This window comes from Variovorax sp. PBL-E5, from assembly GCF_901827185.1.
Taxonomy (GTDB): Bacteria; Pseudomonadota; Gammaproteobacteria; order Burkholderiales; family Burkholderiaceae_C; genus Variovorax.
The window spans coordinates 4,460,555-4,483,228 of the sequence record NZ_LR594671.1 but is presented as its reverse complement, the minus strand read 5'-3'; the positions used below and the strand labels follow the sequence as shown (position 1 = coordinate 4,483,228).

27 protein-coding genes are annotated in these 22,674 nt (G+C 67.5%); 21 read left to right on the top strand and 6 right to left on the bottom strand.

Going from position 1 to position 22,674, the window contains the following annotated elements; genetic code table 11:
* The first annotated feature begins 1 nt into the window (after position 1).
* The 4 genes from ctaD (at position 2) to WDLP6_RS21855 (ending at position 3,382) form a co-directional block, all read left to right on the top strand.
* Positions 2-1,633, top strand: coding sequence for a cytochrome c oxidase subunit I (ctaD, locus tag WDLP6_RS21865; RefSeq protein ID WP_162594041.1), 1,632 nt, complete (start codon positions 2-4; stop codon positions 1,631-1,633).
* Positions 1,634-1,645: 12 nt separating this feature from the next.
* A complete protein-coding gene (locus WDLP6_RS35155; protein ID WP_232077209.1) occupies positions 1,646-1,753 on the top strand; it encodes a cytochrome oxidase small assembly protein in 108 nt (35 codons plus the stop codon).
* A 21-nt stretch (positions 1,754-1,774) separates the two neighbouring features.
* A complete protein-coding gene (locus WDLP6_RS21860; protein WP_162594040.1) occupies positions 1,775-2,404 on the top strand; it encodes a cytochrome c oxidase assembly protein in 630 nt (209 codons plus the stop codon).
* A 96-nt stretch (positions 2,405-2,500) separates the two neighbouring features.
* Entirely contained in the window at positions 2,501-3,382 is an 882-nt protein-coding gene (locus tag WDLP6_RS21855) for a cytochrome c oxidase subunit 3 (protein WP_162569281.1), read from the top strand.
* A 71-nt stretch (positions 3,383-3,453) separates the two neighbouring features.
* Here the strand turns inward: WDLP6_RS21855 and WDLP6_RS21850 are convergent, their stop codons facing one another.
* Positions 3,454-3,684 (bottom strand): twin transmembrane helix small protein, encoded by a 231-nt coding sequence (locus tag WDLP6_RS21850; protein WP_162595204.1) that lies wholly within the window; start codon positions 3,682-3,684, stop codon positions 3,454-3,456.
* Positions 3,685-3,711: 27 nt separating this feature from the next.
* Between WDLP6_RS21850 and WDLP6_RS21845 the strand changes: the two genes are divergently transcribed.
* Genes WDLP6_RS21845 through WDLP6_RS21825 form a run of 5 tightly spaced genes read left to right on the top strand, consistent with a single transcriptional unit; the run spans position 3,712 to position 7,890 of the window.
* Entirely contained in the window at positions 3,712-4,506 is a 795-nt protein-coding gene (locus WDLP6_RS21845) for an SURF1 family protein (RefSeq protein WP_232077206.1), read from the top strand.
* The gene (locus tag WDLP6_RS21840; protein ID WP_162594039.1) at positions 4,448-5,170 is read left to right on the top strand and encodes an SCO family protein; all 723 of its coding nucleotides are present in this window, start codon (positions 4,448-4,450) and stop codon (positions 5,168-5,170) included. The genes WDLP6_RS21845 and WDLP6_RS21840 overlap by 59 nt, the downstream gene beginning before the upstream one ends.
* Complete coding sequence (locus WDLP6_RS21835) at positions 5,170-6,360, top strand: COX15/CtaA family protein (RefSeq protein WP_162595202.1); 1,191 nt, start codon at positions 5,170-5,172, stop codon at positions 6,358-6,360. Before WDLP6_RS21840 ends, WDLP6_RS21835 begins: the two co-directional genes overlap by 1 nt.
* Positions 6,357-7,262, top strand: a complete 906-nt coding sequence (gene cyoE / locus WDLP6_RS21830) for a heme o synthase (RefSeq protein WP_162594038.1) — start codon at positions 6,357-6,359, stop codon at positions 7,260-7,262. The genes WDLP6_RS21835 and cyoE overlap by 4 nt, the downstream gene beginning before the upstream one ends.
* Before the next feature lie 7 nt (positions 7,263-7,269).
* Positions 7,270-7,890, top strand: coding sequence for an SCO family protein (locus WDLP6_RS21825; protein WP_162594037.1), 621 nt, complete (start codon positions 7,270-7,272; stop codon positions 7,888-7,890).
* Between the two features lie 52 nt (positions 7,891-7,942).
* On the opposite strand, the gene rpoH is transcribed toward WDLP6_RS21825, so the two are convergent.
* Together rpoH and WDLP6_RS21815 are read right to left on the bottom strand one after the other, a co-directional pair.
* Entirely contained in the window at positions 7,943-8,884 is a 942-nt protein-coding gene (gene rpoH, locus WDLP6_RS21820) for an RNA polymerase sigma factor RpoH (protein ID WP_162594036.1), read from the bottom strand.
* Between the two features lie 136 nt (positions 8,885-9,020).
* Positions 9,021-9,482, bottom strand: coding sequence for an Mpo1 family 2-hydroxy fatty acid dioxygenase (locus tag WDLP6_RS21815; RefSeq protein WP_162594035.1), 462 nt, complete (start codon positions 9,480-9,482; stop codon positions 9,021-9,023).
* 205 nt (positions 9,483-9,687) lie between these two features.
* Here WDLP6_RS21815 and WDLP6_RS21810 point away from each other — a divergent pair, with 205 nt between their 5' ends.
* Positions 9,688-10,014: an FHA domain-containing protein gene (locus WDLP6_RS21810; protein WP_162594034.1), complete on the top strand. Its 327-nt coding sequence runs from the start codon at positions 9,688-9,690 to the stop codon at positions 10,012-10,014.
* Between the two features lie 11 nt (positions 10,015-10,025).
* On the opposite strand, the gene ftsY is transcribed toward WDLP6_RS21810, so the two are convergent.
* Positions 10,026-11,198 carry a signal recognition particle-docking protein FtsY gene (gene ftsY / locus WDLP6_RS21805; protein WP_162594033.1) on the bottom strand — a complete coding sequence of 391 codons (1,173 nt, stop codon included), beginning with the start codon at positions 11,196-11,198 and terminating at the stop codon, positions 10,026-10,028.
* A 29-nt stretch (positions 11,199-11,227) separates the two neighbouring features.
* Between ftsY and WDLP6_RS21800 the strand changes: the two genes are divergently transcribed.
* The 7 genes from WDLP6_RS21800 to pxpA are packed head-to-tail and all read left to right on the top strand — an operon-like array spanning position 11,228 to position 17,719.
* The gene (locus WDLP6_RS21800) at positions 11,228-12,685 is read left to right on the top strand and encodes a M16 family metallopeptidase (protein WP_162594032.1); all 1,458 of its coding nucleotides are present in this window, start codon (positions 11,228-11,230) and stop codon (positions 12,683-12,685) included.
* A gap of 14 nt (positions 12,686-12,699) precedes the next feature.
* Complete coding sequence (locus WDLP6_RS21795; protein ID WP_162594031.1) at positions 12,700-14,049, top strand: M16 family metallopeptidase; 1,350 nt, start codon at positions 12,700-12,702, stop codon at positions 14,047-14,049.
* A gap of 41 nt (positions 14,050-14,090) precedes the next feature.
* Positions 14,091-14,741 carry a 16S rRNA (guanine(966)-N(2))-methyltransferase RsmD gene (rsmD, locus tag WDLP6_RS21790; protein WP_162594030.1) on the top strand — a complete coding sequence of 217 codons (651 nt, stop codon included), beginning with the start codon at positions 14,091-14,093 and terminating at the stop codon, positions 14,739-14,741.
* A gap of 45 nt (positions 14,742-14,786) precedes the next feature.
* Entirely contained in the window at positions 14,787-15,290 is a 504-nt protein-coding gene (gene coaD / locus WDLP6_RS21785; protein ID WP_162569268.1) for a pantetheine-phosphate adenylyltransferase, read from the top strand.
* Positions 15,287-15,946 carry a 5-oxoprolinase subunit PxpB gene (gene pxpB, locus WDLP6_RS21780; protein WP_443083421.1) on the top strand — a complete coding sequence of 220 codons (660 nt, stop codon included), beginning with the start codon at positions 15,287-15,289 and terminating at the stop codon, positions 15,944-15,946. The genes coaD and pxpB overlap by 4 nt, the downstream gene beginning before the upstream one ends.
* Positions 15,946-16,989, top strand: a complete 1,044-nt coding sequence (locus WDLP6_RS21775; protein ID WP_162569267.1) for a biotin-dependent carboxyltransferase family protein — start codon at positions 15,946-15,948, stop codon at positions 16,987-16,989. Before pxpB ends, WDLP6_RS21775 begins: the two co-directional genes overlap by 1 nt.
* Positions 16,979-17,719: a 5-oxoprolinase subunit PxpA gene (gene pxpA / locus WDLP6_RS21770; RefSeq protein ID WP_162569266.1), complete on the top strand. Its 741-nt coding sequence runs from the start codon at positions 16,979-16,981 to the stop codon at positions 17,717-17,719. Before WDLP6_RS21775 ends, pxpA begins: the two co-directional genes overlap by 11 nt.
* A gap of 15 nt (positions 17,720-17,734) precedes the next feature.
* Here pxpA and WDLP6_RS21765 read toward each other — a convergent pair whose 3' ends face one another.
* Positions 17,735-18,442, bottom strand: coding sequence for an alpha/beta fold hydrolase (locus WDLP6_RS21765; protein WP_174259888.1), 708 nt, complete (start codon positions 18,440-18,442; stop codon positions 17,735-17,737).
* A 71-nt stretch (positions 18,443-18,513) separates the two neighbouring features.
* Between WDLP6_RS21765 and WDLP6_RS21760 the strand changes: the two genes are divergently transcribed.
* From WDLP6_RS21760 to WDLP6_RS21750, 4 genes are read left to right on the top strand one after another with little or no spacing between them, the layout of a single operon-like run.
* Positions 18,514-19,185: a histidine phosphatase family protein gene (locus WDLP6_RS21760; RefSeq protein WP_162594029.1), complete on the top strand. Its 672-nt coding sequence runs from the start codon at positions 18,514-18,516 to the stop codon at positions 19,183-19,185.
* Positions 19,182-20,120: a nucleoside hydrolase gene (locus WDLP6_RS35150; RefSeq protein ID WP_162594028.1), complete on the top strand. Its 939-nt coding sequence runs from the start codon at positions 19,182-19,184 to the stop codon at positions 20,118-20,120. The genes WDLP6_RS21760 and WDLP6_RS35150 overlap by 4 nt, the downstream gene beginning before the upstream one ends.
* 20 nt (positions 20,121-20,140) lie before the next feature.
* Positions 20,141-21,205: an adenosine deaminase gene (gene add / locus WDLP6_RS21755; protein ID WP_232077204.1), complete on the top strand. Its 1,065-nt coding sequence runs from the start codon at positions 20,141-20,143 to the stop codon at positions 21,203-21,205.
* Between the two features lie 11 nt (positions 21,206-21,216).
* Positions 21,217-22,050, top strand: coding sequence for a phytanoyl-CoA dioxygenase family protein (locus WDLP6_RS21750; RefSeq protein WP_162594027.1), 834 nt, complete (start codon positions 21,217-21,219; stop codon positions 22,048-22,050).
* On the opposite strand, the gene WDLP6_RS21745 is transcribed toward WDLP6_RS21750, so the two are convergent.
* The gene (locus WDLP6_RS21745; protein WP_162594026.1) at positions 22,047-22,652 is read right to left on the bottom strand and encodes a DUF4337 domain-containing protein; all 606 of its coding nucleotides are present in this window, start codon (positions 22,650-22,652) and stop codon (positions 22,047-22,049) included. The genes WDLP6_RS21750 and WDLP6_RS21745 overlap by 4 nt on opposite strands.
* Positions 22,653-22,674 lie beyond the last annotated feature (22 nt).

Below are 22,674 nucleotides of genomic sequence, written 5' to 3'. Positions count from 1 at the left end.
CATGAGCGCAGTCCTCGATCCCCACGGCCACGCCCCCGGCGACCATGCCCACGACGACCACCACGGCGCACCGACCGGCTGGCGCCGCTGGGTGTTCGCGACCAACCACAAGGACATCGGCACGCTGTACCTGCTGTTCTCCTTCACGATGCTGATGGCGGGCGGGGTGCTCGCGCTGCTGATCCGCGCCGAGCTGTTCCAGCCCGGCCTGCAGCTGGTCAATCCCGAGCTGTTCAACCAGTTCACGACCATGCACGGCCTGATCATGGTGTTCGGCGCGATCATGCCGGCGTTCGTGGGCTTCGCGAACTGGATGATCCCGATGCAGATCGGCGCGGCCGACATGGCCTTCGCGCGGATGAACAACTTCAGCTTCTGGCTGCTGATCCCGGCGGCGCTGATGCTGGTCGGCTCGTTCTTCATGCCCGGCGGTGCGCCGGCCGCGGGATGGACGCTCTATGCGCCGCTCACGCTGCAGATGGGCCCGTCGATGGATGCCGGCATCTTCGCGATGCACATCATGGGCGCGTCGTCGATCATGGGTTCGATCAATATCATCGTGACGATCCTGAACATGCGCGCACCCGGCATGACGCTGATGAAGATGCCGATGTTCTGCTGGACCTGGCTCATCACCGCCTACCTGCTGATCGCCGTGATGCCGGTGCTCGCCGGCGCGATCACCATGACGCTGACCGATCGCCACTTCGGCACCAGCTTCTTCAATCCCGCCGGCGGCGGCGACCCGGTGATGTACCAGCACATCTTCTGGTTCTTCGGCCACCCCGAGGTCTACATCATGATCTTGCCGGCCTTCGGCATCATCAGCCAGGTCGTGCCCGCGTTCTCGCGCAAGCGCCTGTTCGGCTATGCCTCGATGGTCTATGCGACCTCGTCGATCGCGATTCTGTCGTTCATCGTCTGGGCGCACCACATGTTCACGACCGGCATGCCGCTGACCGGCCAGCTGTTCTTCATGTACGCGACGATGCTGATCGCGGTGCCGACGGCGGTGAAGATCTTCAACTGGATCGCCACCATGTGGCAGGGCTCGATGACCTTCGAGTCGTCGATGCTGTTCGCGGTCGGCTTCATCTTCGTGTTCACCATGGGCGGCTTCACGGGCCTGATCCTTGCGGTCGCCCCGATCGATACACAGCTGCAGGACACCTATTACGTGGTGGCCCATTTCCACTACGTGCTGGTGGCCGGTTCGCTGTTTGCGATGTTCTCCGGCTTTTACTACTGGTCGCCCAAGTGGACCGGCGTGATGTACAACGAAACGCGCGGCAAGATCCATTTCTGGTGGTCGCTGATCTCGTTCAACGTCACCTTCTTCCCGATGCACTTCCTGGGGCTGGCCGGCATGCCGCGGCGCTACGCCGACTATCCGATGCAGTTCGCCGACTTCAATGCGGTGGTGTCGATCGGCGCGTTCTTCTTCGGTTTTGCGCAGGTCTATTTCTTCCTGTTCATCGTGCTGCCGACGATGAGGGGCAAGGGCGAGAAAGCGCCGCAGAAGCCGTGGGAAGCTGCCGAGGGCCTCGAATGGGAAGTGCCTTCGCCCGCACCGTTCCATACCTTCGAGACGCCGCCGCGCCTCGATCCGACGGCGACCAAGGTCATCGGCTGATCCGTTCGTGCAATGACGCCTGAACAAAAGAAAAGCAATCGGCGCATGGGGCTCACGCTGGCCTCCATCGCGCTGATCTTCTTCCTCGGCTTCATCGTGCGGATGGCCTGGGTCCACTGAGGCTGCTGAAGGATATTCATCATGGCTACCGCCGGTCAACGCATCCGCCGCGAGAACCTTCGCATGGTCGGCAAGCTCGTCGTCGTCGCCGCGGGCATGTTCGCGTTCGGCTATGCGCTGGTGCCGGTCTACCGGTCGATCTGCGAGCTGACCGGGATCAACATCCTGGCCCGGGCCGAACTCGAGGTGCCTGGGGGCGCCAGCGGCGGTGCGGACGTGCGTTTGCCGGACAACACGCAGGTCGACATGAGCCGCACGATCACTGTCGAGTTCGACTCGAACGTGCGCGGCCTGTGGGACTTCAAGCCGGCGTTGAACACCATGCAGGTGCATCCCGGGCAGCTCAACACCGTGATGTACGAATTCCAGAACGTGCAGAACCGCCGCATGTCGGCGCAGGCCATTCCGAGCTACGCGCCGCAGCAGGCTGCGCCGTACTTCAACAAGATCCAGTGCTTCTGCTTCAACCAGTACACGCTCGATCCCGGCGAGAAGAAGGAGTGGCCGGTCGCGTTCGTGATCGATCCGAAGATCTCCAAGGACGTGAAGACGATCACCTTGTCATACACCTTTTTCGAGGTCGGAAGCAAGACGCCGCCAGCGCCCGTGGCGGTCGATACCCATGCTGCCGTGGCGGAGCCGAAGTCGTGACCACGGCCGCCGCGCGTCGGCGGGTCCGATGGGTTGTCGCTCCCTGAAGACGCATCCCCACAGAATTGAATCGAGAGAAGAAAGCCAGGACCTGATATGAGTTCAACCACCCACGGCACCACGCCCTATTACTTCGTGCCCGCGCCATCGCCGTACCCGGTCATGGCGGCGATCGGGCTGCTCTTCGTGATCTTCGGCGCGGCCCAGTGGGTCAACGGCAACGACTGGGGGTCCTGGGTGCTGCTGATCGGCATGCTGTGGTGGCTCAGCACGCTGTTCGTCTGGTTTCGCCGCTCGATCTCCGAAAGCGAAGGCGGCCAGTACGGCCACAAGGTCGATCTCTCGTTCCGCTGGAGCATGAGCTGGTTCATCTTCTCCGAGGTGATGTTCTTCGGCGCGTTCTTCACCGCGCTGTGGTGGACCCGCACGCACGCGTTGCCTGCGCTCGGCAGCCTGGACAACGCCTTGCTGTGGCCCGATTTCAAGGCCGTATGGCCCACCATGGCGATCGGTGCCACCGGCTCGCCGGCCGACATCGTCGAGCCCTTCCAGACGGTCGGGCCCTTCTGGCTGCCGACCATCAACACGGCGCTGCTGCTGAGTTCCGGCGTGACGCTGACCATCGCCCACCATGCCTTGCGTGCCGATCATCGCGCGCAGGCCGTGCGCTTCATGTGGCTCACGGTGGCGCTCGGCTTCAGCTTCCTGTGCGTGCAGGGCTACGAATACCACCACCTGTACACCGAGATGAACCTCAAGCTCAGCTCCGGTGCCTACGGCTCGACCTTCTTCATGCTGACCGGCTTCCATGGCCTGCATGTGTTCATCGGCATGCTGATGCTGCTGTTCATCACGCTGCGGCTGCGCAGCGGCCATTTCACGCCGGAGCGCCATTTCGGCTTCGAGGGCGCCGCGTGGTACTGGCACTTCGTCGACGTCGTGTGGCTCGGCCTCTACATGCTGGTCTATTGGCTTTGAGCATCCGGGACGGCAAAACAAAAAAGCGCCGCAAGGCGCTTTTTTCATGGTTCTCGTGGAACGAGAACAACCTACTTGCCGAGCGGCAGGCCCCTTGGCTGGATGTAGCCGAGTTTCCAGGCCACGAGGACGCAGAGGAACAAAACGACCGAAAGGCCGATCCGAACCGTGAGCGCGCGCGCCATGCCGCCGGACTTGGCGCGGCCATCGCGCCCGTCCTTCAGCATGAAGTACAGCGCGAATCCGAGGCTCGCCAGGATGCCCAGGAAGGCGAGGGCGACGAAATATTTCATGACCCACATTATCGGCCGCCAGGGCCGCCCCATGGTTTGAACACCGACTTTCAGACGGCTTCGCGCACCTCGCGAGGTGGCCGTTTCTGGCTCGTCACCGTGGCTGCCGTGCTCACCATCGCGGCCACCGTTTCGCTCGGCCGCTGGCAGCTCTCGCGCGCCGCGCAGAAAGAAGCCATCCAAGCGGAGATCGACTCGCAGCAGAGCCTGCCGCCGCTCGACCAGCAGGCCTTTCTTGCGCTTGACCGGCCCGCTTCGTCGCTGCAACGGCCGGTGCAGCTGCGCGGCCTCTGGCTCAAGGAACAGACCGTCTATCTGGACAATCGCCAGATGCACGGCGTGCCCGGCTTCTACGTGCTGACGCCGCTCGCGCTCGAGGGCAGCGATCAGACGGTGCTGGTGCAGCGCGGCTGGATCCAGCGCAACTTCAACGACCGAACCCACCTGGAGCCGGTCGAGACGCCGTCGGGGCTGGTCGAAGTGACCGGCAGGATCGCACCACCGCCCGCGCATCTGCTCGATCTGGGCAAGGCCGATGCAGCGGCGCCGACGCAGGCGGGGGTGGGGTCTTCGCCGATCCGGCAGAATCTCGATCTCGAAGCGTTCCGCGCCGAAACCAGTCTTCCGCTGCGAACCGATGTCTCGCTCCAGCAGACCGGTGCGGCCTCCGAAGGCTTGCAGCGCGACTGGCCGGCCCCGGCGCTGGGTATCGAGCGGCACTATGGCTATGCTTTCCAGTGGTTCGGGCTCGCGGGCCTCGTCGTATTCCTCTATGTCTGGTTCCAATTCATCGCCCCCTACCGCAGCGCACGCCGTGCACGCCGCCGCTGACGAGCCGCTCGGCCTGACCGTGCACTCGATGCCGTCGCCGCGCCAGGCGCTCGACGGCGTCGAGCGGCGCACCGTGCTCGGGCGATGGAAGATGATCATCGTGGGGCTGTGCTGCGCCGCGCCGGTGATCGCCTCCTACTTCACCTACTACGTGGTTCGGCCCGAAGGCGGGCATGCGTACGGCGAACTGATCGATCCGCAGCGTCCGTTGCCCGAGCTGGTGGCGACCGCGCCCGACGGCACCCAGGTCCATTTGCCGACGCTCAAGGGCCAGTGGCTCCTGATCGCGGTGGCCGACGCGGCATGCGACGCGCTGTGCGAGCAGCAGCTCTATCTGGAGCGCCAGCTGCGCGAAAGCCTGGGGCGCGAGAAGGAGCGGCTCGACCGCGTCTGGCTGGTCAGCGATTCGGCACCGCTGCCCGAGCGCCTCGCCAACGGTCTGCATGGCGCGACCGTGCTGCGCGTACCGGCCGCCGAGCTGGCGCGTTGGCTGACCCCGGCGCCAGGCCATGCGCTGTCGGAACATCTCTATGTGGTCGATCCGATGGGCAATTGGATGATGCGCTTTCCCGCCCGCATGGATGCGGCCGGCGCCGGCCGTGCCAAGCGCGACCTCGACCGCCTGCTGCGCGCCTCCGCATCCTGGGACGAACCGGGCCGTTGATCATGAACACGACCTCGCTCTACGACCTCACACCGATCGCCTGGCTCATGGCGATGGGCGTACTGGTCGCGCTGGGCCCGCTGTTCTGGGTATGGCGGCGCAATGCCGGTAGCCGCTCGGCACGGCGGCTTCACGCGCTGACCGTGCTGACCTTGTTTCTCACCTTCGATCTCACCCTGTTCGGTGCCTTCACGCGCCTGACCGATTCGGGCCTCGGCTGCCCCGACTGGCCCGGTTGCTATGGCAATGCGAGCCCCGTGGGCGCCCGGCACGAGATCGCGGCGGCGCAGGCGGCGCAGCCGACCGGGCCGGTGACGCACGGCAAGGCCTGGGTTGAGATGGTCCATCGCTACCTGGCCACGGGCGTGGGCGTGCTGATCCTCGTGCTGGCCATCGCGACCTGGGTCGCGCGGCGGCGTCAGCGGCTGGCCGAGCATGCGCACGAGCGCGCGCTCAGTGCATGGTGGCCGGCGGCAACGCTGGCGTGGGTGTGCCTGCAGGGCGCCTTCGGCGCCATGACCGTGACCTGGCGGCTCTATCCCGCCATCGTCACGCTCCATCTGATCGGCGCGGTCGTCCTGCTGGCCCTGCTGTGCATCCAGGCGGTGCGCTACCAGCAGGCTGCGGCACAACGCCTGCCGACGCCCATGCCGTCGGCATTGCGCGGTCTGCTGATCATTGCGGCTGCGATGCTGGCGGTGCAGATCGCACTCGGCGGTTGGGTCAGCACCAACTATGCGGTGCTCGCATGCACGCAGTTCCCGACCTGCCAGAACAGCTGGTGGCCGCCGATGAATTTCGCCCAGGGCTTCGAGATCTGGCGCTCGCTCGGTGAAACTTCCGGCGGCACGCCGATCGACTTCTCCGCCCTGACCGCGATCCACTACGTGCATCGCCTGATGGCCTATGCCGTGTTCGTCGTCATCGGCGTGCTCGCGTGGCGCTTGCGCCGCGTCGCGCCACTGCGCACGCAGGCAAGCTGGCTTGCCGGCCTCGCGTTGTTGCAGCTCGCAACCGGACTGGGCAACGTGCTGCTGGGTTGGCCGCTCGCCGCCGCCGTCCTTCATACCGGCGGTGCAGCCGCGCTCGCGGTGGTGCTGACCTGGACGGTTTGCGAAAGCCGTCGCGAGCACACGGCCGCAACTGCCAGTGCGCCTCGCGCCCGTCGCGGCGACATGGAAATCGCATGAGTGCACCGGCTTCGACCCATCACGTGACGACGGCCGGTGTGCTGCGCCAGTTCTACGCCCTCACCAAGCCGCGCGTGGTGCAGCTGATCGTGTTCTGCGCGCTGATCGGCATGGTGCTGGCCGTGCCTGGCGTGCCGACGCTGGCCGACCTGCAGCATGGCTTGCTGGCGTGCATCGGCATCTGGCTGGTGGCCGGCGCGGCGGCGGCGTTCAACTGCCTGGTCGAGAAGGGCATCGATGCCAAGATGAAGCGCACTGCGTGGCGGCCGACCGCCCGCGGGCAGCTGAGCGACCGGCAGGCGCTGATCTTCTCGGCCGCACTGTGTGCGGCGGGCTCGGCGCTGCTGTGGTTCAGCGTGAATCCGCTGACGATGTGGCTGACCTTCGCCACCTTCGTCGGCTATGCCGTGGTCTACACGGTGATCCTGAAGCCGCTCACGCCGCAGAACATCGTGATCGGCGGCGCCTCGGGTGCGATGCCGCCGGTGCTGGGCTGGGCCGCCATGACGGGCGACGTCGGCCCGGAGGCGCTGATCCTTTTTCTCATCATCTTCCTGTGGACGCCGCCGCATTTCTGGGCGCTCGCGCTGTACCGGGTCGAGGACTACCGCAAGGCCGGCCTGCCGATGCTGCCGGTGACCCATGGCAACGAATTCACGCGCCTGCAGATCCTGCTCTACACCTTCGTCCTGTTCGCCGCCTGCCTGATGCCCTTCATCTATGGCATGAGCGGCTGGCTCTACCTCGCGGTCGCAGTCGCGGTGAGCATCGGCTTCAGCGGCTACGCCTTCGCACTGTGGCGCAACTATTCCGATGCGCTCGCGCGCAAGACCTTTCGCTTTTCACTGATCCATCTCAGCGTTCTTTTCGCGGCGCTGCTGGTCGATCACTATCTCCGGTAACACACAGATGAACAAGCGGGACGCACTTCGATGGATCGCCAGGACGGCAGCCTGGGCGGGCGCCGCGGCCGTGCTGGGCGGGAATCTCGCCGCCTGCAGCGAGGCCAAGCCGAGCTTCAACGCCGTCGACATCACGGGCGCCGACTATGCCAAGGACTTTGCCCTGACCGATGCCGACGGCAAGCCGCGCACGCTGGCCGACTTCAAGGGCAAGGTGGTCGTGCTGTTCTTTGGCTATGCGCAGTGCCCCGACGTCTGTCCGACGACGATGACCGAGATGGCCCAGGTCAAGCAGCAGCTCGGTGCCGACGGCGACAAGCTGCAGGTGCTGTTCGTCACGGTCGATCCGGCGCGCGACACCCCGCAGGTCATGAAGGCGTACATGGGCGCTTTCGATCCGACCTTCGTGGCACTGATCCCCACGCCCGAGCAACTGGCCGCGACGACGAAGGACTTCAAGGTCTACTACAAGAAGGTCGAGGGCAAGACGCCGACGAGCTACTCGATGGATCACTCGGCCGCGAGCTTCGTCTACGACACGAAGGGGCGCCTGCGCCTCTATACGCGCTACGGCGCGGGCGTACCGGCCATGGTGGCGGACGTGAAGACGCTGCTCGCCGCGTCCTGACAAAGAAAAAGCCCGGCGTGAGCCGGGCTTGTCGTCGGGGAGCGGGCGCGTCTTACGCGTATTCGACCAGCGCCTTCTTCATCTTCTTCATCGCGGCCACTTCGATCTGGCGGATGCGCTCGGCGCTGACGCCGTACACGGCAGCCAGGTCGTGCAGCGTCATGCCGCCCGAGCCGTCGTCGTTGACCTTCAGCCAGCGCTCTTCCACGATCCGGCGGCTGCGGTCGTCCAGCGTTTCGAGCGCGGTCGAGATGCCGTCGGTCGACAGGCGATCGCGCTGGCGCGATTCGAGCTGAGCCGTCGGTTCCTGTGTGGCGTCGGCCAGATAGGCGATCGGGCCGAAGCCTTCCTCGCCGTCATCCGAAGGGCTCGGGTCGAGCAGCACGTCGCCGCCGGACAGGCGCGTTTCCATCTCGAGCACTTCCTCGGGCTTCACGTTCAGCCGGGTGGCCATTTGCGACACTTCGTCGGGACTCAGTGTGTCGCGGTGCGTGCCGCCGTCGGCTGCGGCCGAATCGGCCTTGAAGCTCTGCTTCATCGAGCGCAGATTGAAGAACAGCTTGCGCTGGGCCTTGGTCGTCGCGACCTTGACCATGCGCCAGTTCTTCAGGATGTACTCGTGGATCTCGGCCTTGATCCAGTGCATGGCATAGCTCACCAGCCGCACGCCCTGGTCCGGGTCGAAGCGCTTCACGGCCTTCATGAGACCGACGTTGCCTTCCTGGATCAGGTCGCCGTGCGGCAGCCCGTAGCCCAGGTATTGGCGGGAAATGGAAACCACGAGGCGCAGGTGCGAAAGGATGAGCGCACCGGCCGCTTCGAGGTCGTTGTCGTCGCGCAGCCGGCGCGCGAAGCCCTGCTCTTCTTCGAGCGTCAGCAGGGGGAGGCGGTTGGCTGCCGAAATGTAGGCGTCCAAGTTACCCAGCGGAGGCACCATCGACCAGGGATTGGCGACCGCGAGCTGGTTGGCAGAGGCTCCAGACACTGTTGTCATTGGGGAAACTCCTTCGTTCATGCTCATATTAGCACTCGGTTGGAGAGAGTGCTAAGCCAGGGGTTCCTGCCCCTATTCAATCGAGGCGATAGCCTGAGACTGTCGGGAAAGAAGCCGACGCGGCGCGGATGAGCGCCTACCAGCGCAGGCCGAGGTGCTGGAATATGCGGGAAAGCACGAACAGCGGCCCGACCCAGAGGTATTGGATGTCCTCGAAGAACGAAGGTTTCCTGCCTTCGATCCTGTGCCCGATGAATTGAAAGATCCATGCAATGACGAAGATGGTGGCGGAAATGGGCAGTGCAAGACCTCCCATCGCGTGCACCGCAGCCAACAGAAGCACCGTGCCGCCCAGCATGGCGATCAGGAAGGCCGGCGAGCGCAGCGTCGCGTAGTAGACGAGGCTCGCCGCCACGAAAAGATAGGCCGCCCAGGGATGGAGCGCGAACAGCAGGCCCACGAGGCTCAGCATGATCGCCGGAATGGCGACCATGTGAATGACTTCATTGGTCGGATTGCGGTGGCTTTCGCCATAGTGGGCGAGCAGGCGATCGATCTTCCGGCCGATCCCGGCTGGCTGCGTGGCGGCTGCTTCCATGGGGCTCCTCGGCCGGTCTGGCGAACCGAAAGATGATGCCAGACCCTGCGCACCGGGGCAAAGCCGCATGGACGGTGGTGCTGAGCACTTGAGGTCAAAAGTGTTAACTTTTTACTAACGCCTGCGCTGACTCTTGCGGCACATTCACCCTCATACCAAGGCCTGTCGCAGATGGGCGGCATTTCAACAGTCAACGGAGAAGAGGATGGCGAAGTTGGTCCTGATTACCGCCCGTGGCGTGAAGCTCATCGATCTGAGCGGCCCCAGGCTGACCATCGGGCGTTCCTCGAAGTGCGATCTGGTCATCGACCGGCCCTTGCTCAGCCGCATCCACGCCGCGCTGTCCGCCGTCGAAGGAGGCGGCTTTTCCATCTGCGATCTCGACAGTCGCAACGGCACCTTCGTGAACGGCGAGCGGATCCATCGCCATCTGCTGCGTCACCACGACACGATCCGCATCGGCGACTGCGAGCTGCGCTACCTGGACGCGCCGGTGAAGAGCCGGCCCGGCGTGCTCGGCCTGGTCGGCTGAGGCGCTCGCCTCTACCCCAGCAGCGCCTGGGCGAACTCCCGCGCCTTGAAGGTCTCGAGGTCTTCCAGCTTCTCGCCCACGCCGATGAAATAGACCGGGATCGGCCGTTCGCGGGCGATGGCGCACAGGACACCGCCCTTGGCCGTGCCATCGAGCTTGGTGACGACCAGGCCCGTCAGGCCCAGGGTCTCGTCGAAGGCCCTGACCTGCGCCAGCGCGTTCTGGCCGGTATTGCCGTCAATCACCAGCAGGACTTCATGTGGCGCCGTGGCGTCGGCCTTGTTGACCACGCGCTTGATCTTCTTCAGCTCGTCCATCAGATGGAGCTGGGTCGGCAGCCGGCCGGCCGTATCGACCAGCACCACGTCCTTGCCGCGCGCCTTGCCCGCGTTGACCGCATCGAAGCTCACTGCCGCGGGATCGCCGCCTTCCTGGCTCACGATCTCCACGGTGTTGCGATCGGCCCAGACCAGCAACTGCTCGCGCGCCGCCGCGCGGAAGGTATCGGCCGCGGCCAGCAGCACCGACGCGCCTTCGTTGGCCAGATGCTTGGTGAGCTTGCCGATGGACGTGGTCTTGCCGGCACCGTTGACGCCAGCCACCATGATCACGGTCGGCGTGTGCTCGCCGATGACCAATGCCTTTTCCAGCGGCCGCAGCAGATCCGTGATCGCATCGGCGAGCAGCCCTTTCACCTGGGAAGCCTCGGTCGCCATGTTGCTTCGGACTCGGCGCCGCAAGTCTTCGAGCAGGTGTTCCGTGGCCTTGACCCCGGTATCGGCCATCAGCAGCGCCTCTTCGAGCTCTTCGTACAGCGCGTCGTCGATCTGCGCATTGACGAAGGCGGCGGTGATGGTGCTGCCGGTCTTGCGCAGGCCGGTCCTGAGCTTGCCGAGCCAGCCGCTGCGCTCGGGTTCGGGCTCGGGTGCAGCGGCGACTGGCGCCTGCGGCGCGGGCGGTGCAACAAAGACAGGTTCGGGTTCGGGTGCGGGTGCGGGCGGCGACGCCACCACCGGCTCGGTCGGTGCCGGCTTGCCCCCGAACCAGCTGGACGGTGAAAAAACCGACTTGGCGGGCGCCGGCGGCTCGACGCGAGCCTCGGTCGGCGCAGGTGCCGGTGCGGGCTCGGGCTGCGGCGTTGCGGCAACTTCGGCTGGGGGTTTTTTCTTGAAGAAACTGAACATCGGAAGCTTTTTACAATCCGACCCATTCTATGAAACACCCTTCGCCACGCCGCGCTGCGTCTGGTGCGGTGCTGGCCTCGGTGCTGATGGCGCTCTGGGCCTTGCCTGCGCTTGCGCAAAATCTTCCGCCCGCCAATGTTGCATCACCGGCCGCCATCGCGCCGGTTCCCGCCCAGCAGTTCACGCTGGCCAATGGCATGACCCTGATCGTGAAGCCCGACCGGCGCGCGCCGACCGCGGTGCAGATGGTCTGGGTCCGCGTCGGTTCCGTCGACGAGGTCGACGGAACCTCCGGCGTCGCGCACGCCCTCGAGCACATGATGTTCAAGGGCACGAAGGATCTGAAGGTCGGCGAGTTCTCCCGCCGCGTCGCTGCGCTGGGTGGCCGCGAGAACGCCTTCACCACGCGCGACTACACCGGCTTCTACCAGCAGATCCCGACCGGCAAGCTGGAGCAGATCATGAAGCTGGAATCCGACCGCTTCGCGAACAACCAGTGGCAGGACGACGAATTCAGGCGCGAGATCGAGGTGGTCAAGGAAGAGCGCCGCATGCGCACCGACGACCAGCCGCGCGCATTGCTCAACGAACAGCAGAACGCCGCCGTCTTCAACGCCTCGCCCTATCACCGTCCCGTCGTCGGCTGGATGAGCGACCTCGAGGCGATGAAGCCGGATGATGTTCGCGATTTTTTCCGGCGCTGGTACGTGCCGGCCAACGCAGCCCTCGTCGTTGCTGGCGATGTCGACGTGGCGCAGGTCCGCGCCATGGCCGAGAAGTATTACGGCCGCATCCCGGCCCGCGCGCTGCCCGAGCGCAAGCCGCGTACCGAACCCGTGCAGCGCGGCATCCGCCGTGTCGAGTTCAAGGCGCCGGCCGAGCAGGCCTACGTGTCGCTCGCGTTCCGCGTGCCGCAGATCGCGGGCGGCCAGGCCTTCGACGGCGACAGCGACGCCTATGCGCTGGTGGTGCTGTCCGCCGTGCTCGACGGCTATGCCGGTGCGCGGCTCGACCGCGCGCTGACGCAGGGCCCTGATCGCGTCGCCGATTCGGCCGGTGCGTATTCCGGCTTCGTCGGCCGCGGCCCGCAGCTCTTCGTTCTCGATGGCGTGCCAGCCGCCGGCAAGAGCCCCGAGGCCGTCGAGGCCGCGCTGCGCGCCCAGGTGGCGCGCATCGCGCGCGAAGGTGTCGGCGCCGCCGAGCTGGCGCGTGTGAAAACGCAATGGGTTGCCAGCGAAACCTACAAGCTCGACTCGGTCATGGCCCAGGCGCGCGAACTCGGCAGCAACTGGGTGGAGGGCCTGCCGCTCGATGCCAGCACGCGCATCATCGCGAAACTGCAGGCCGTCACGGCCGAGCAGGTGCAGGCCGTGGCCGCGAAGTACTTCGGCGACGACCAGCTGACGGTCGCCATACTGCGGCCGCTGCCGCCCGATCCTCATCGCCGCCCGCGCGGTTTCGCAGCGCCGGCCGGCGATCTGCGCTGAAAGGCCGCTTCTTCATGTTCACTCCCAGACAACTCGTGCTTCGCGTGGCGTTCGCCGGTGCTGCGACGGTTCTTGGCGCGGGCGCCCAGGCCGCCATCCCGATCCAGCACTGGACGCTGCCCAACGGCGCGAAGATCTACCTGGCCGCCACCCGCGTCCTGCCGATCGTCGACGTGGAACTCGACTTCGATGCCGGCAGCCGGCGCGATCCGGCAGCGCAGTCCGGCCTGGCCGAAGTGAGCGCCGAAATGGTCGAGAAAGGCGTGCTGGCCCGCGGCAGCGATCCCGCGATGGACCAGAACGCGCTGGGCGAGGCCTGGGCCGATCTGGGCGCGAATTTCGACGTCGGCGCCGGTGCCGACCGCACGAGCTTCACCTTGCGCAGCTTGTCCGACCCGGCGCTGCTCGGCAAGGCGGTGCAGCTCGCCGCGCGCGAGATCGGCGAGCCGGCATTCCCGGCCGATGTGTGGGCGCGCGAGCGCGAGCGCCTGGATGCCGCCATCAAGGAGGCCAACACCAAGCCCGCGACCATCGCCGGCCGCGCCTTCTCGCAGGCCATCTACGGCACGCATCCCTACGGCTTCGACACCACCGAGGAAACGCTGGCGCGGATCGACGTCGACGCGATGCGCCAGCGCTACCAGCGATTGATCGTGCCGTGCCGCGCCAAGCTCAGCATCGTCGGCGCGGTCACGCGGCAGCAGGCCGAGGACATCGCGACCACGCTGCTGTCGCGCCTGCCGCCCGCGGACGCCACTGCCTGCGCGGCGTTGCCCGCCGTGCCCGAAGTGGCCCCGCTCACCGCACCCAAGGAAGAGCGCATTCCCTTCGATTCGGCGCAGACGCACGTGCTCATCGGCGAGCCCGGCTACAAGCGCACCGATCCGGACCATTTCGCGCTCACGGTCGGCAACTACATCCTCGGCGGCGGCGGCTTCGTGTCGCGCCTGACCGACCAGGTGCGCGAGAAGCGCGGCCTGACCTACAGCGTCTACAGCACCTTCTCGCCCGGCCTTCATGCGGGCGCGTTCCGCATCGCCTTCCAGACCCGGCCCGACCAGGTGGACGAAGCGGTGAAGGTGTCGCGCGAAGTGCTGGCGAAGTTCGTTGCCGACGGACCGACCGAGGCCGAGCTCAAGGCTGCCAAGGACAACCTGATCGGCGGCTTCCCGCTTCTGCTCGACAGCAACCGCAAGCTGCTCGGCAACATCGCCAACATCGCCTGGAACGACCTGCCGCTCGACTACCTCGACACCTGGATCGATCGCATGAACGCCGTCACCGTGGCCGACATCAAGGCCGCGTTCCAGCGCAAGCTGCAGCCCGATCGGATGGTGACGGTCATCGTCGGCGCCAAGCCTTGAACCGGCGGCGCGCGCCGCGCGCGTGGCGTTAAGCTGTACGCGTGAAACCGAAGCCCAGAACACCCGCCGCCGCACCTGCCACGCCTTCCAAGCTGGCCAAGGCGCCGCATTTCGTCCGCATCATCGGCGGCCAATGGAAGCGCACGCGCCTCGCCGTCGCCGACAAGCCCGGATTGCGCCCCACGCCGGACCGGGTGCGCGAAACGCTCTTCAACTGGCTCGCCAGCCTGGCAGGCGCCGGCGGCGGCGAACTGCCGGGCTGGCATTGCGTCGATGCCTTCGCAGGCACGGGCGCGCTCGGGCTCGAAGCGGCATCGCGCGGTGCCGCCTCGGTGCTGCTGTGCGAGCAGGACGCCGCGCTGGTCGCGCAGTTGCAGACGCAGAAGGCCAAGCTCGCCGCCGAAGCGGTGCGCATCGAGCGCGGCAACGGCGTCACCGCGCTGGAGCGCGCGGTGGCCGGCAGCCTGCACGCGGTCTTCCTCGATCCGCCCTTCGAGAACGAGGCGCTGTACGCGCCGGCCTTGCGCGCCGCCGCGCGTGCGCTGCGCCCCGAGGGCGTGATCTACCTCGAGGCGGCTCGCCGCTGGGCCGATGAGGAGCTGGCCGCGCTGGGTCTGGCCGTCTTGCGCCATTTGAAGGCAGGCGCGGTGCATGCCCACCTTCTCCAAAGCACCGCGGATACGGCTGCATAATCCGCCGAATCCAGGCCGCATCGGCTGAACGAGGAGGAAGCCACCATGTCCAGCAACGTGATCGCGGTATACCCCGGCACTTTCGACCCCATGACCCTGGGCCATGAGGACGTGGTGCGCCGCGCGACCCAGTTGTTCTCCAAGGTCATCGTCGCCGTCGCGGCGGGCCACCACAAGAAGGCGCTGTTCTCGCTGCAGGAGCGCATCGACATGGCGCGCCAGGCCGTGCGGCCCTTCAGCGACCAGGTCACGGTCGAGAGTTTCTCCGGCCTCTTGCGCGATTTCGTCGTCGCGCGCGGCGGCAAGGCGATGGTGCGCGGCCTGCGCGCCGTGACCGACTTCGACTACGAATTCCAGCTCGCCGGCATGAACCGCTCGCTGATGCCGGAGGTCGAGACCGTGTTCCTGACACCGAGCGACAAGTACCAGTTCATCTCCAGCACCTTCGTCCGCGAGATCGCGATGTTGGGCGGCGAGGTCGACAAGTTCGTATCGCCGATCGTCCAGGAAAGCCTGCTCGCCAAGGTGCGCAGCATCGCGCGCGAATGAGTCTGCCGGCGCTGCGCCTGCATCCTCTGGGCGAGGCGGCCCTGCTGTGCGAACTGCCGCCGCCGGCGACACTGGCGCAGCAGCAGCGGATCTGGGCGCTCGCGCAGGAGGCCGTGCAGTGGCGCGGCGTCCGCGAAGTCCTGCCCGGCATGAACAACCTCAGCCTGTTGTTCGACCCGGGCCAGATCGATGGCGTCGAACTCGAGATGCAGGTCCTGTCGGCCTGGCCGCAACTGGCCTCGGCGTCGATCGAGGGCCGCGAGATCGAGATCCCTGTCGCCTACGGCGGCGAAGCCGGACCCGACCTGGCCGATGTGGCCGCGCACACGGGCCTGACGCCGGCCGAGGTCGTGCGGCGTCACAGCGAGGGATCGTACGTGGTGTACCTGCTCGGCTTCCTGCCGGGCTTCGCGTTCATGGGCGGCCTCGCGCCCGAGCTCGCGACGCCGCGGCGTGCCGAGCCGCGGATGGCGGTGCCGGCCCGCTCGGTCGGCATCGGCGGCGAGCAGACCGGCATCTATCCGCTGGTCTCTCCGGGCGGCTGGCAACTGATCGGGCGCACGCCGCTCGCGCTGTTCGATCCGCTCGCAGCCGAACCCACGTTGCTGCGGCCCGGCGATCGCGTGCGCTTCGTCGTCGAGAGCTTCGAGGCGTGATGGCGCCGACCGCGGGCATCGCCGTTCTGCGTCCCGGCATGATGGCCTCGGTGCAGGACCTGGGCCGGCACGGCCATCGCCAGCTGGGCATCTGTCCGGGCGGCGCCCTCGACACCCTGGCGCTCACGCTGGCCAACCGGCTGGTCGGCAATGCGGACGGCGCGGCCGGGCTCGAACTCACGATGGGTGCCTGCGAGCTTCGCTTCGACACCGCGACCCGCATCGCGCTCGCCGGCGACGATTTCGATGCCCGGCTCGACGGCGCGCCGCTCTGGCCCTGCTGGAGCGTGCCGGTCGCGGCCGGCCAGGTTCTCAAGCTCGCGAGCGCGAACCGATGGCGTGCCAAGAAGGGCCTGCGCAGCTGGCTGGCTGTGGCGGGCGGCATCGACGTGCCGCTGGTGCTCGGCTCGCGCAGCACCGACCTGAAGGCGGGGTTCGGCGGCCACGAAGGCCGCGTGCTGCGCAAGGGCGACCTGCTGCCGCTGGGCAAGCCGGCCCTGGATGCAGCCCGCATGGCGCGCCGCGCCTTCGGTGTGCGCGCGCCCGAGGGCGGTTTCGACGCCGACACCGGCATGATCGCGCTGCGCGTGATGCCCGGTCCCGAGTTCGAGCAATTCACGGTGGCCTCGCGCGATCTGCTGTGGCGCGAGGCCTGGCGCATCACGCCGCGCAGCAACCGCATGGGCAGCCGGCTCGAAGGCCCGGAACTCAAGCGCAAGCGCAGCGTCGACATGCTGTCCTCGGCGGTCATTCCCGGCACTGTCCAGGTCCCGCCTTCGGGCCAGCCGATCATCCTGATGGGCGATGCGCAGACCACCGGCGGCTATCCGCGCATCGGCGTCGTCATCCGCGCCGACCTCTGGAAGCTCGCGCAGGCGCCGCTCAACGGCCGCCTGCGGCTGGTGCAGGTCGATGCCGCCGCCGCGCTGGCGGCGTGGGACGCGCAGCAGCGCTACCTGGCGCAGGTCGCGCAAGGCCTCGCGTCTGCAGGCTGGACCCCGCCGGCCCACAATCCGCGGGAAGGAGAACGCGATGCAGATTGATCTCAACGCCGACCTCGGCGAAGGCTGCGGCAACGACGAAGCACTGCTCGACCTCGTGAGTTCGGCCAACATCGCCTGCGGTTGGCATGCCGGCGACGCGCGCACCATGCGGCAGTGCGTGCGATGGGCCATCGACCGCGGTGTCGCGATCGGCGCGCATCCGAGCTTTCCGGACCGTGAGAACTTCGGCCGCAGCGAGATGCAGCTTGCGCCCGACGAGGTCGTGGCCGGCGTGCTCTACCAGGTCGGCGCGCTCGCCGCGATCGTCAAGGCCGAGGGCGGCAGCCTGTCCCACGTCAAGGCGCACGGCGCGCTCTACAACCAGGCCGTGAAGGACCCCGTGCTGGCCGATGCGCTGTGCGAGGCGGTGCGGCGCTTCGATCCCGGCCTGCGCTTCTTCGGGCTCGCAGGCAGCGGCATGATCGGCGCCGCCGAGCGCGCGGGTCTGCGGCCGGTGGAGGAAGTCTTTGCCGATCGCGGCTATCGGCCCGACGGCAGCCTGGTGCCGCGCAGCCAGCCCGGCGCGCTGATCGACGACGAGGAACAGTCGCTGGCCCAGACGCTGTCGCTGGTGCGCGACCACCGCGTGAAGGCGATCGACGGCAGCATGGTGGCCGTCAATGCCCAGACCGTCTGCCTGCATGGCGACGGCGCGCATGCGCTGGCCTTCGCGCGCCGCATCCGCGCGCGCCTGGCGGCCGAAGGCATCGAGGTCGCCGCGCTGGGCTGAGCGCGGCGCGCGCCTTCAGGCCGTCAGCAGGCGTTGCAGCCAGGCACCGAGCGCCGCATTGACCGGCGCAGGCTTTTCCATCGTGAGCATGTGGCCGCATTGCGCCACCCACACCAGCTCCGCATGCGGCACCAGTGCGGCGATCTCGCGCGAGCACTCGGGCGGCGTCAACCGGTCGCCGTCGCCGCACACCACGAGCACCGGGCAGTGCAGCTGTGGCAGATGGGGACGCGCATCGGGACGCTCCATCAGTGCGCGGTTCTGGCGCACCAGCTGGGCGACGCCTGCATCGAGGATCAGGTCGACATAGCGCCGGGTCAGCGCCGCATCCGCGGCTTGGAGTGGATGAAAGGCGAAGCCGGCATTGAGCTCGATCACGTCGCGCGCCTCGCCGCGCTCGAACAGCTCGATGGCCGACTCGCGCAGCTGGACCATCTCGGGCGTCTCGGGCCGTGCATTGGTGCCGAGCAGCGCGAGCCCGGCGATGCGTTCGGGCGCCTGGCGCGCGACTTCCATCGCGACCATGCCCCCCATCGAGGCGCCGCACAGGACGAGCGGCCCTGCGTGCTCGCGCAGCACGGCGGCGGCCATGGTTTCGATGCGGTCGTGGTGCATGTGGACGTCGCTCACGTGGACGTCGAAGGCGGAGGGCAGGGCGGGAAGCTGGGCTTCCCACAGGCGCTCGTCGCAGGCAAGGCCGGGCAGGAGAACAAGGGTCGGCATGCACGAATTCTCCGCGATCGGATCGCCGACATCACGAGGTCACCCGGTGCGCGGACAATAGACACCATCCTATGCCCACCACCGAACTCATCCTGATCCGTCACGGCGAGACCGACTGGAACCGTGAACTGCGCTTCCAGGGCCATGTCGACGTTCCCCTCAACGACGCCGGCCACGAGCAGGCACGCCGCCTCGGCCTTCGGCTCGCGGGCGAAGCGGTGCAGCAACTGATCAGCAGCGACCTCATGCGCGCGCAGCAGACTGCGGCGCCGGCCGCGCGCCTGCTCGAACTGCCGATCGTCACCCAGGCGGCGCTGCGCGAGCAGCACTTCGGCATCGTCGAAGGCATGCGCGCCGAGGAGATCCAGAACCTGCATCCGCGCGCCTGGGAAGACTGGCTCCAGTTCCGCGAGGACCATGCGATGCCGGAGGGCGAATCGGCACGCCAGTTCCATGCGCGCATCATGGACGCGCTGGGCCGCATCGCCACGGCGCATGCCGGCCAGAACGTGCTGGTGGTGACGCATGGCGGCGTGCTCGACATGGTCTGGCGCACCGCGCGCGGCCTGGGGCTGAACGGGCCGCGCCAGAGCGAGATTCCCAACGCCGGCTTCAATCGCATCCGCATCGCCGACTCGGCCAAGCCCGAGCAGATCGAGATCGTCGACTGGGCCGACACGCGGCACCTGGCCGACCTGCCGCCGCAACCCACCTACGACCAGAGCCGCCATCTGAAGAAATGAAGCGCGTCTGGATCGACACCGACATGGGCTTCGACGATCTCGCGGCCGTGCTGACGGTTGCGCAGACGCCGGGTTGGCGCATCGATGGCCTGTCGCTGGTCGCCGGCAATGCGCCGCTCGAGGTCGTGATCGACAACGCCTTGCGCTCGGCGGCGTACTTCGGCTGGGACTTTCCGATCCATGCCGGCTGCGCACGGCCGCTCGCCGGCGAACTCGTCACGGCGCAGAACATCCTCGGCGCCGATGCCATGGGCTCCGCCGGCCGCAGCCTGCCGCCCGCGCGCGCCGCCTTGACTGACGTCGATGCGGTCGGTGCGCTGGGCCGCTACCTGGCCGCGGCGGGCGAACCGGTCGCGCTGCTGGCACTCGGGCCGCTCACCAACATCGCGACCCTGCTGCGGCAACGCCCCGAGCTCGCAGCGCGGATCACACCGCTGATGTGGATGGGCGGCAGCGCGGGGCCGGGCAATCACACGGCGGCGGCCGAGTTCAACGCGGCCGTCGATCCGGAGGCGATCAACGCCGTGCTCGACGCCGGTGTGCCGCTGCAGATGGTGGGCCTCGATGCCTGCCGCCAGGTGCGCGTGCACGCCGCCGATGCCGACGCGCTGCGCGCCCTCGGCACCGACAAGGCCGAGGTGCTGGCCGACCTGCTGCTCGGCTACGTGCGCATCGCCAGTTCCGACGGCAGCCTGCCGATGGCGCTCTACGATCCGAGCGCCGCCGCCGCGCTGGTCGCGCCCGGCTGCATGCGCTTGCGGCCCGCGCACGTGGTGGCGGAATGCCAGGGCGAGCACACGCGCGGCATGACGGTGGTGGAGTGGCGCGTGCCGCGCCGCGCGGCGGCCAATGCCCAGGTCGCCAGCGTGGCCGACGAGGCCCTGCTGCGCCGCGTCGTGCTGGACGCCCTGGCGCAGGCCGCGCGCGCGGCCTGAAGCGCGCGTACGATCGCTGCGTGAGCTTCCAACTTTCAGACTTCTGCCGCGCGATCCCCAAGGTCGAGCTTCATTGCCACCTGCTCGGCACGGTTCGCCATGCGACCTTCAAGGCGCTCGCGCACCGTGCCAAGGCGTCACTGAGCGATGAAGAGATCGACGCCTTCTACATCCGCGGCGAGAAGCCGATCGGCGTGCTCAAGGCGCTGCGCGCGCTCGACGCGCACCTGCTCAAGACGCCGGACGACCTGCATCGCATCAGCTACGAATACCTGCAGGATGCGGCTGCGCACCGGGTGCGCTATGCCGAGTTCTTCTGGAATCCGACCGGCACCGCACGGCAATCCGGCATCCCCTACGCGAGCGCGCAGGACGCGATCGTGCGCGCCATCCACGATGCGCAAACCGACCATGGCATCGTCGGCCGCCTCGTGCCTGCCATCGACCGCGAGGCTTCGCCCGAGGCCGCGCTGGAGATGGTGCAGTGGGTCGCGGCCCATCGGCGCGAGGAGGTGGTCGGCATCGGCATCGACTACAGCGAGATCGATCATCCGCCCGAACACTTCGTCGATGCCTACACGGCCGCGCGCCGTGCCGGCCTGAAGACCACGGCGCATGCCGGCGAGTTCGGCATGCCATGGACCAACGTGAAGACTGCCGTCGAGTTGCTGCAGGTCGACCGCATCGACCACGGCTACACGATCGTCGATGCGCCCGAGTACGCACGCGAATGCGCCGAGCGCGGCATCGTGTTCACCGTGGTGCCGACCAACTCCTACTATCTGCGCACCCTGCCGCGCGAGCGCTGGGCGCTCGACCATCCGATCCGCAGGATGCCGGGCCTGGGTCTGCGCATCCATCCCAACACCGACGACCCGACGCTGCACCTCGTGACGCCGACGCAGGCGTGGCAGAAGATGGTCGACGATTTCGGCTTCTCGATCGCCGACCTGCGCGGCTTCATGCTGAACGGGCTCGATTCGGCATGGATCGACGACGGCACGCGCAAGCAGTGGCGCGGCGAATTCACGCAGGCCTTCGATGCGCTGGCGCGGGGTGGCCTCGACGGCAAGGCTTGCATTTGAGAGGTGCATCCATGGCACGGCTGTCCACGCAGGAGATCGAGCACTACCAGTCCGAAGGCTGGGTGATTCCGCAGTTCCGGCTGCCGCCCGCGCGCGTCGCGGCGATGCGCGATGCGCTCGACGCGCTGATCCGCGACAACCCCGGCGTGCGGCCCGAGAAGCTGGTCTCGGCGCACATCGAAGGCGACAACGGCGAAGGCGTGCGCGGCCGCAGCGACTTCCTCGAACTCGCGAAGGACCCGGAGATCGTCGAGCTGGTGTCCGGCGTGATCGGCGACGACGTGATCCTCTGGGGCTGCCACGTGTTCTGCAAGCCGCCCGCCGAGGGCTATGAAACGCCGTGGCACCAGGACGGCCACTACTGGCCGATCCGTCCGCTGGCCAACTGCACCGTGTGGGTCGCACTGGAAGAATCGGTGGCCGAGAACGGCTGCCTGCGCGTGATCCCGCGCTCTCACCGCGACCACGCGCTGCACCCGCATCTGCACGAAGACCGCGACGACCTGACGCTGAACCAGCGCATGGCGGCCGGCAGCTTCGACGAGGCCGAAGCGGTCGACCTCGAACTGCAGCCGGGCCAGATGTCGCTGCATGACGTCTACATGATCCATGGCGCCAGGGCCAACGGCTCGCGCAAGCGCCGCACCGGTGTCGCGCTGCGCTACATGCCATCGACCTCGGTCTTCGAGCGCAGCCTGCGGCCGGCCGACGGCAAGACCGGCGTGGCGGTGAACTTCGCCGAGAGACCGCTGTGGCTGCTCAGGGGCGTGGACCGCAGCGGGCGCAACGATTTCGAAGTCGGCCATCGCCGCGCGGCGGATGCCGGCGCGACCGGTGTTCGCTAGGACAGCAGCTTCACCAGCGCATCCGGATGGATCGGCAATCCGGCCAGGCCGGCAACGCCCATCAGCACGCCGAACGCCGTCGGCACGAGCGCGGCCCAGTACAGCGGCCAGAGCCCGGTCAGCGCTGTGACGGCCAGCATCGCGATCGCAATGGCGAGCAGTGCGTCGGACAGGTCGAACTGGTCGTCGCGGTAGTTCAGGGCGTCGTAGTTCTTCTGGTCCTGCTCGGCCGCGGCGCGCAGTTGCTCGCGCTTGTCGCGCTGGTCGGCCGCGATCGCGCGGTATCTGGCGACGGCGGCATTGCGGGCGCCCGAGGCCGCGGTCGACGGCGGCTGCGCCACTTCGAGCTGCACCGCGGTCGCCTCCGCGATGTCCTGACGGATCGTTCGTGCCTGGTAGTAGGCCCAGTGATCGATCTTGTCCGCCTGGGCCTGCTGCATGCCCTGGACGATGTTGTCGTCCTTGACCTTGCAGATGCCCATGAAAGTCGCCAGCACGGCGACCGTGATCGCGACCAGCGCGTTCAGCCGGGCCTTGCGTGCGGCCTGGATTTCATTGGCGGCCTTGGCGCTCTCGATGATGTCTTTCGGGTCGATGTCCATGGATGCGCGGCTCCCTGTGAGA

Excerpts from the sequence above, each read along its gene's own strand:
- ctaD (WP_162594041.1), top strand. The coding sequence starts at position 2 with ATGAGCGCAGTCCTCGATCCCCACGGCCACGCCCCCGGCGACCATGCC.
- WDLP6_RS35155 (WP_232077209.1), top strand. The coding sequence starts at position 1,646 with ATGACGCCTGAACAAAAGAAAAGCAATCGGCGCATGGGGCTCACGCTG.
- WDLP6_RS21860 (WP_162594040.1), top strand. The coding sequence starts at position 1,775 with ATGGCTACCGCCGGTCAACGCATCCGCCGCGAGAACCTTCGCATGGTC.
- WDLP6_RS21855 (WP_162569281.1), top strand. The coding sequence starts at position 2,501 with ATGAGTTCAACCACCCACGGCACCACGCCCTATTACTTCGTGCCCGCG.
- WDLP6_RS21850 (WP_162595204.1), bottom strand. The coding sequence starts at position 3,684 with ATGTGGGTCATGAAATATTTCGTCGCCCTCGCCTTCCTGGGCATCCTG.
- WDLP6_RS21840 (WP_162594039.1), top strand. The coding sequence starts at position 4,448 with ATGTCTGGTTCCAATTCATCGCCCCCTACCGCAGCGCACGCCGTGCAC.
- cyoE (WP_162594038.1), top strand. The coding sequence starts at position 6,357 with ATGAGTGCACCGGCTTCGACCCATCACGTGACGACGGCCGGTGTGCTG.
- WDLP6_RS21825 (WP_162594037.1), top strand. The coding sequence starts at position 7,270 with ATGAACAAGCGGGACGCACTTCGATGGATCGCCAGGACGGCAGCCTGG.
- rpoH (WP_162594036.1), bottom strand. The coding sequence starts at position 8,884 with ATGACAACAGTGTCTGGAGCCTCTGCCAACCAGCTCGCGGTCGCCAAT.
- WDLP6_RS21815 (WP_162594035.1), bottom strand. The coding sequence starts at position 9,482 with ATGGAAGCAGCCGCCACGCAGCCAGCCGGGATCGGCCGGAAGATCGAT.
- WDLP6_RS21810 (WP_162594034.1), top strand. The coding sequence starts at position 9,688 with ATGGCGAAGTTGGTCCTGATTACCGCCCGTGGCGTGAAGCTCATCGAT.
- ftsY (WP_162594033.1), bottom strand. The coding sequence starts at position 11,198 with ATGTTCAGTTTCTTCAAGAAAAAACCCCCAGCCGAAGTTGCCGCAACG.
- WDLP6_RS21800 (WP_162594032.1), top strand. The coding sequence starts at position 11,228 with ATGAAACACCCTTCGCCACGCCGCGCTGCGTCTGGTGCGGTGCTGGCC.
- WDLP6_RS21795 (WP_162594031.1), top strand. The coding sequence starts at position 12,700 with ATGTTCACTCCCAGACAACTCGTGCTTCGCGTGGCGTTCGCCGGTGCT.
- coaD (WP_162569268.1), top strand. The coding sequence starts at position 14,787 with ATGTCCAGCAACGTGATCGCGGTATACCCCGGCACTTTCGACCCCATG.
- pxpB (WP_443083421.1), top strand. The coding sequence starts at position 15,287 with ATGAGTCTGCCGGCGCTGCGCCTGCATCCTCTGGGCGAGGCGGCCCTG.
- WDLP6_RS21775 (WP_162569267.1), top strand. The coding sequence starts at position 15,946 with ATGGCGCCGACCGCGGGCATCGCCGTTCTGCGTCCCGGCATGATGGCC.
- pxpA (WP_162569266.1), top strand. The coding sequence starts at position 16,979 with ATGCAGATTGATCTCAACGCCGACCTCGGCGAAGGCTGCGGCAACGAC.
- WDLP6_RS21765 (WP_174259888.1), bottom strand. The coding sequence starts at position 18,442 with ATGCCGACCCTTGTTCTCCTGCCCGGCCTTGCCTGCGACGAGCGCCTG.
- WDLP6_RS21760 (WP_162594029.1), top strand. The coding sequence starts at position 18,514 with ATGCCCACCACCGAACTCATCCTGATCCGTCACGGCGAGACCGACTGG.
- WDLP6_RS35150 (WP_162594028.1), top strand. The coding sequence starts at position 19,182 with ATGAAGCGCGTCTGGATCGACACCGACATGGGCTTCGACGATCTCGCG.
- WDLP6_RS21750 (WP_162594027.1), top strand. The coding sequence starts at position 21,217 with ATGGCACGGCTGTCCACGCAGGAGATCGAGCACTACCAGTCCGAAGGC.
- WDLP6_RS21745 (WP_162594026.1), bottom strand. The coding sequence starts at position 22,652 with ATGGACATCGACCCGAAAGACATCATCGAGAGCGCCAAGGCCGCCAAT.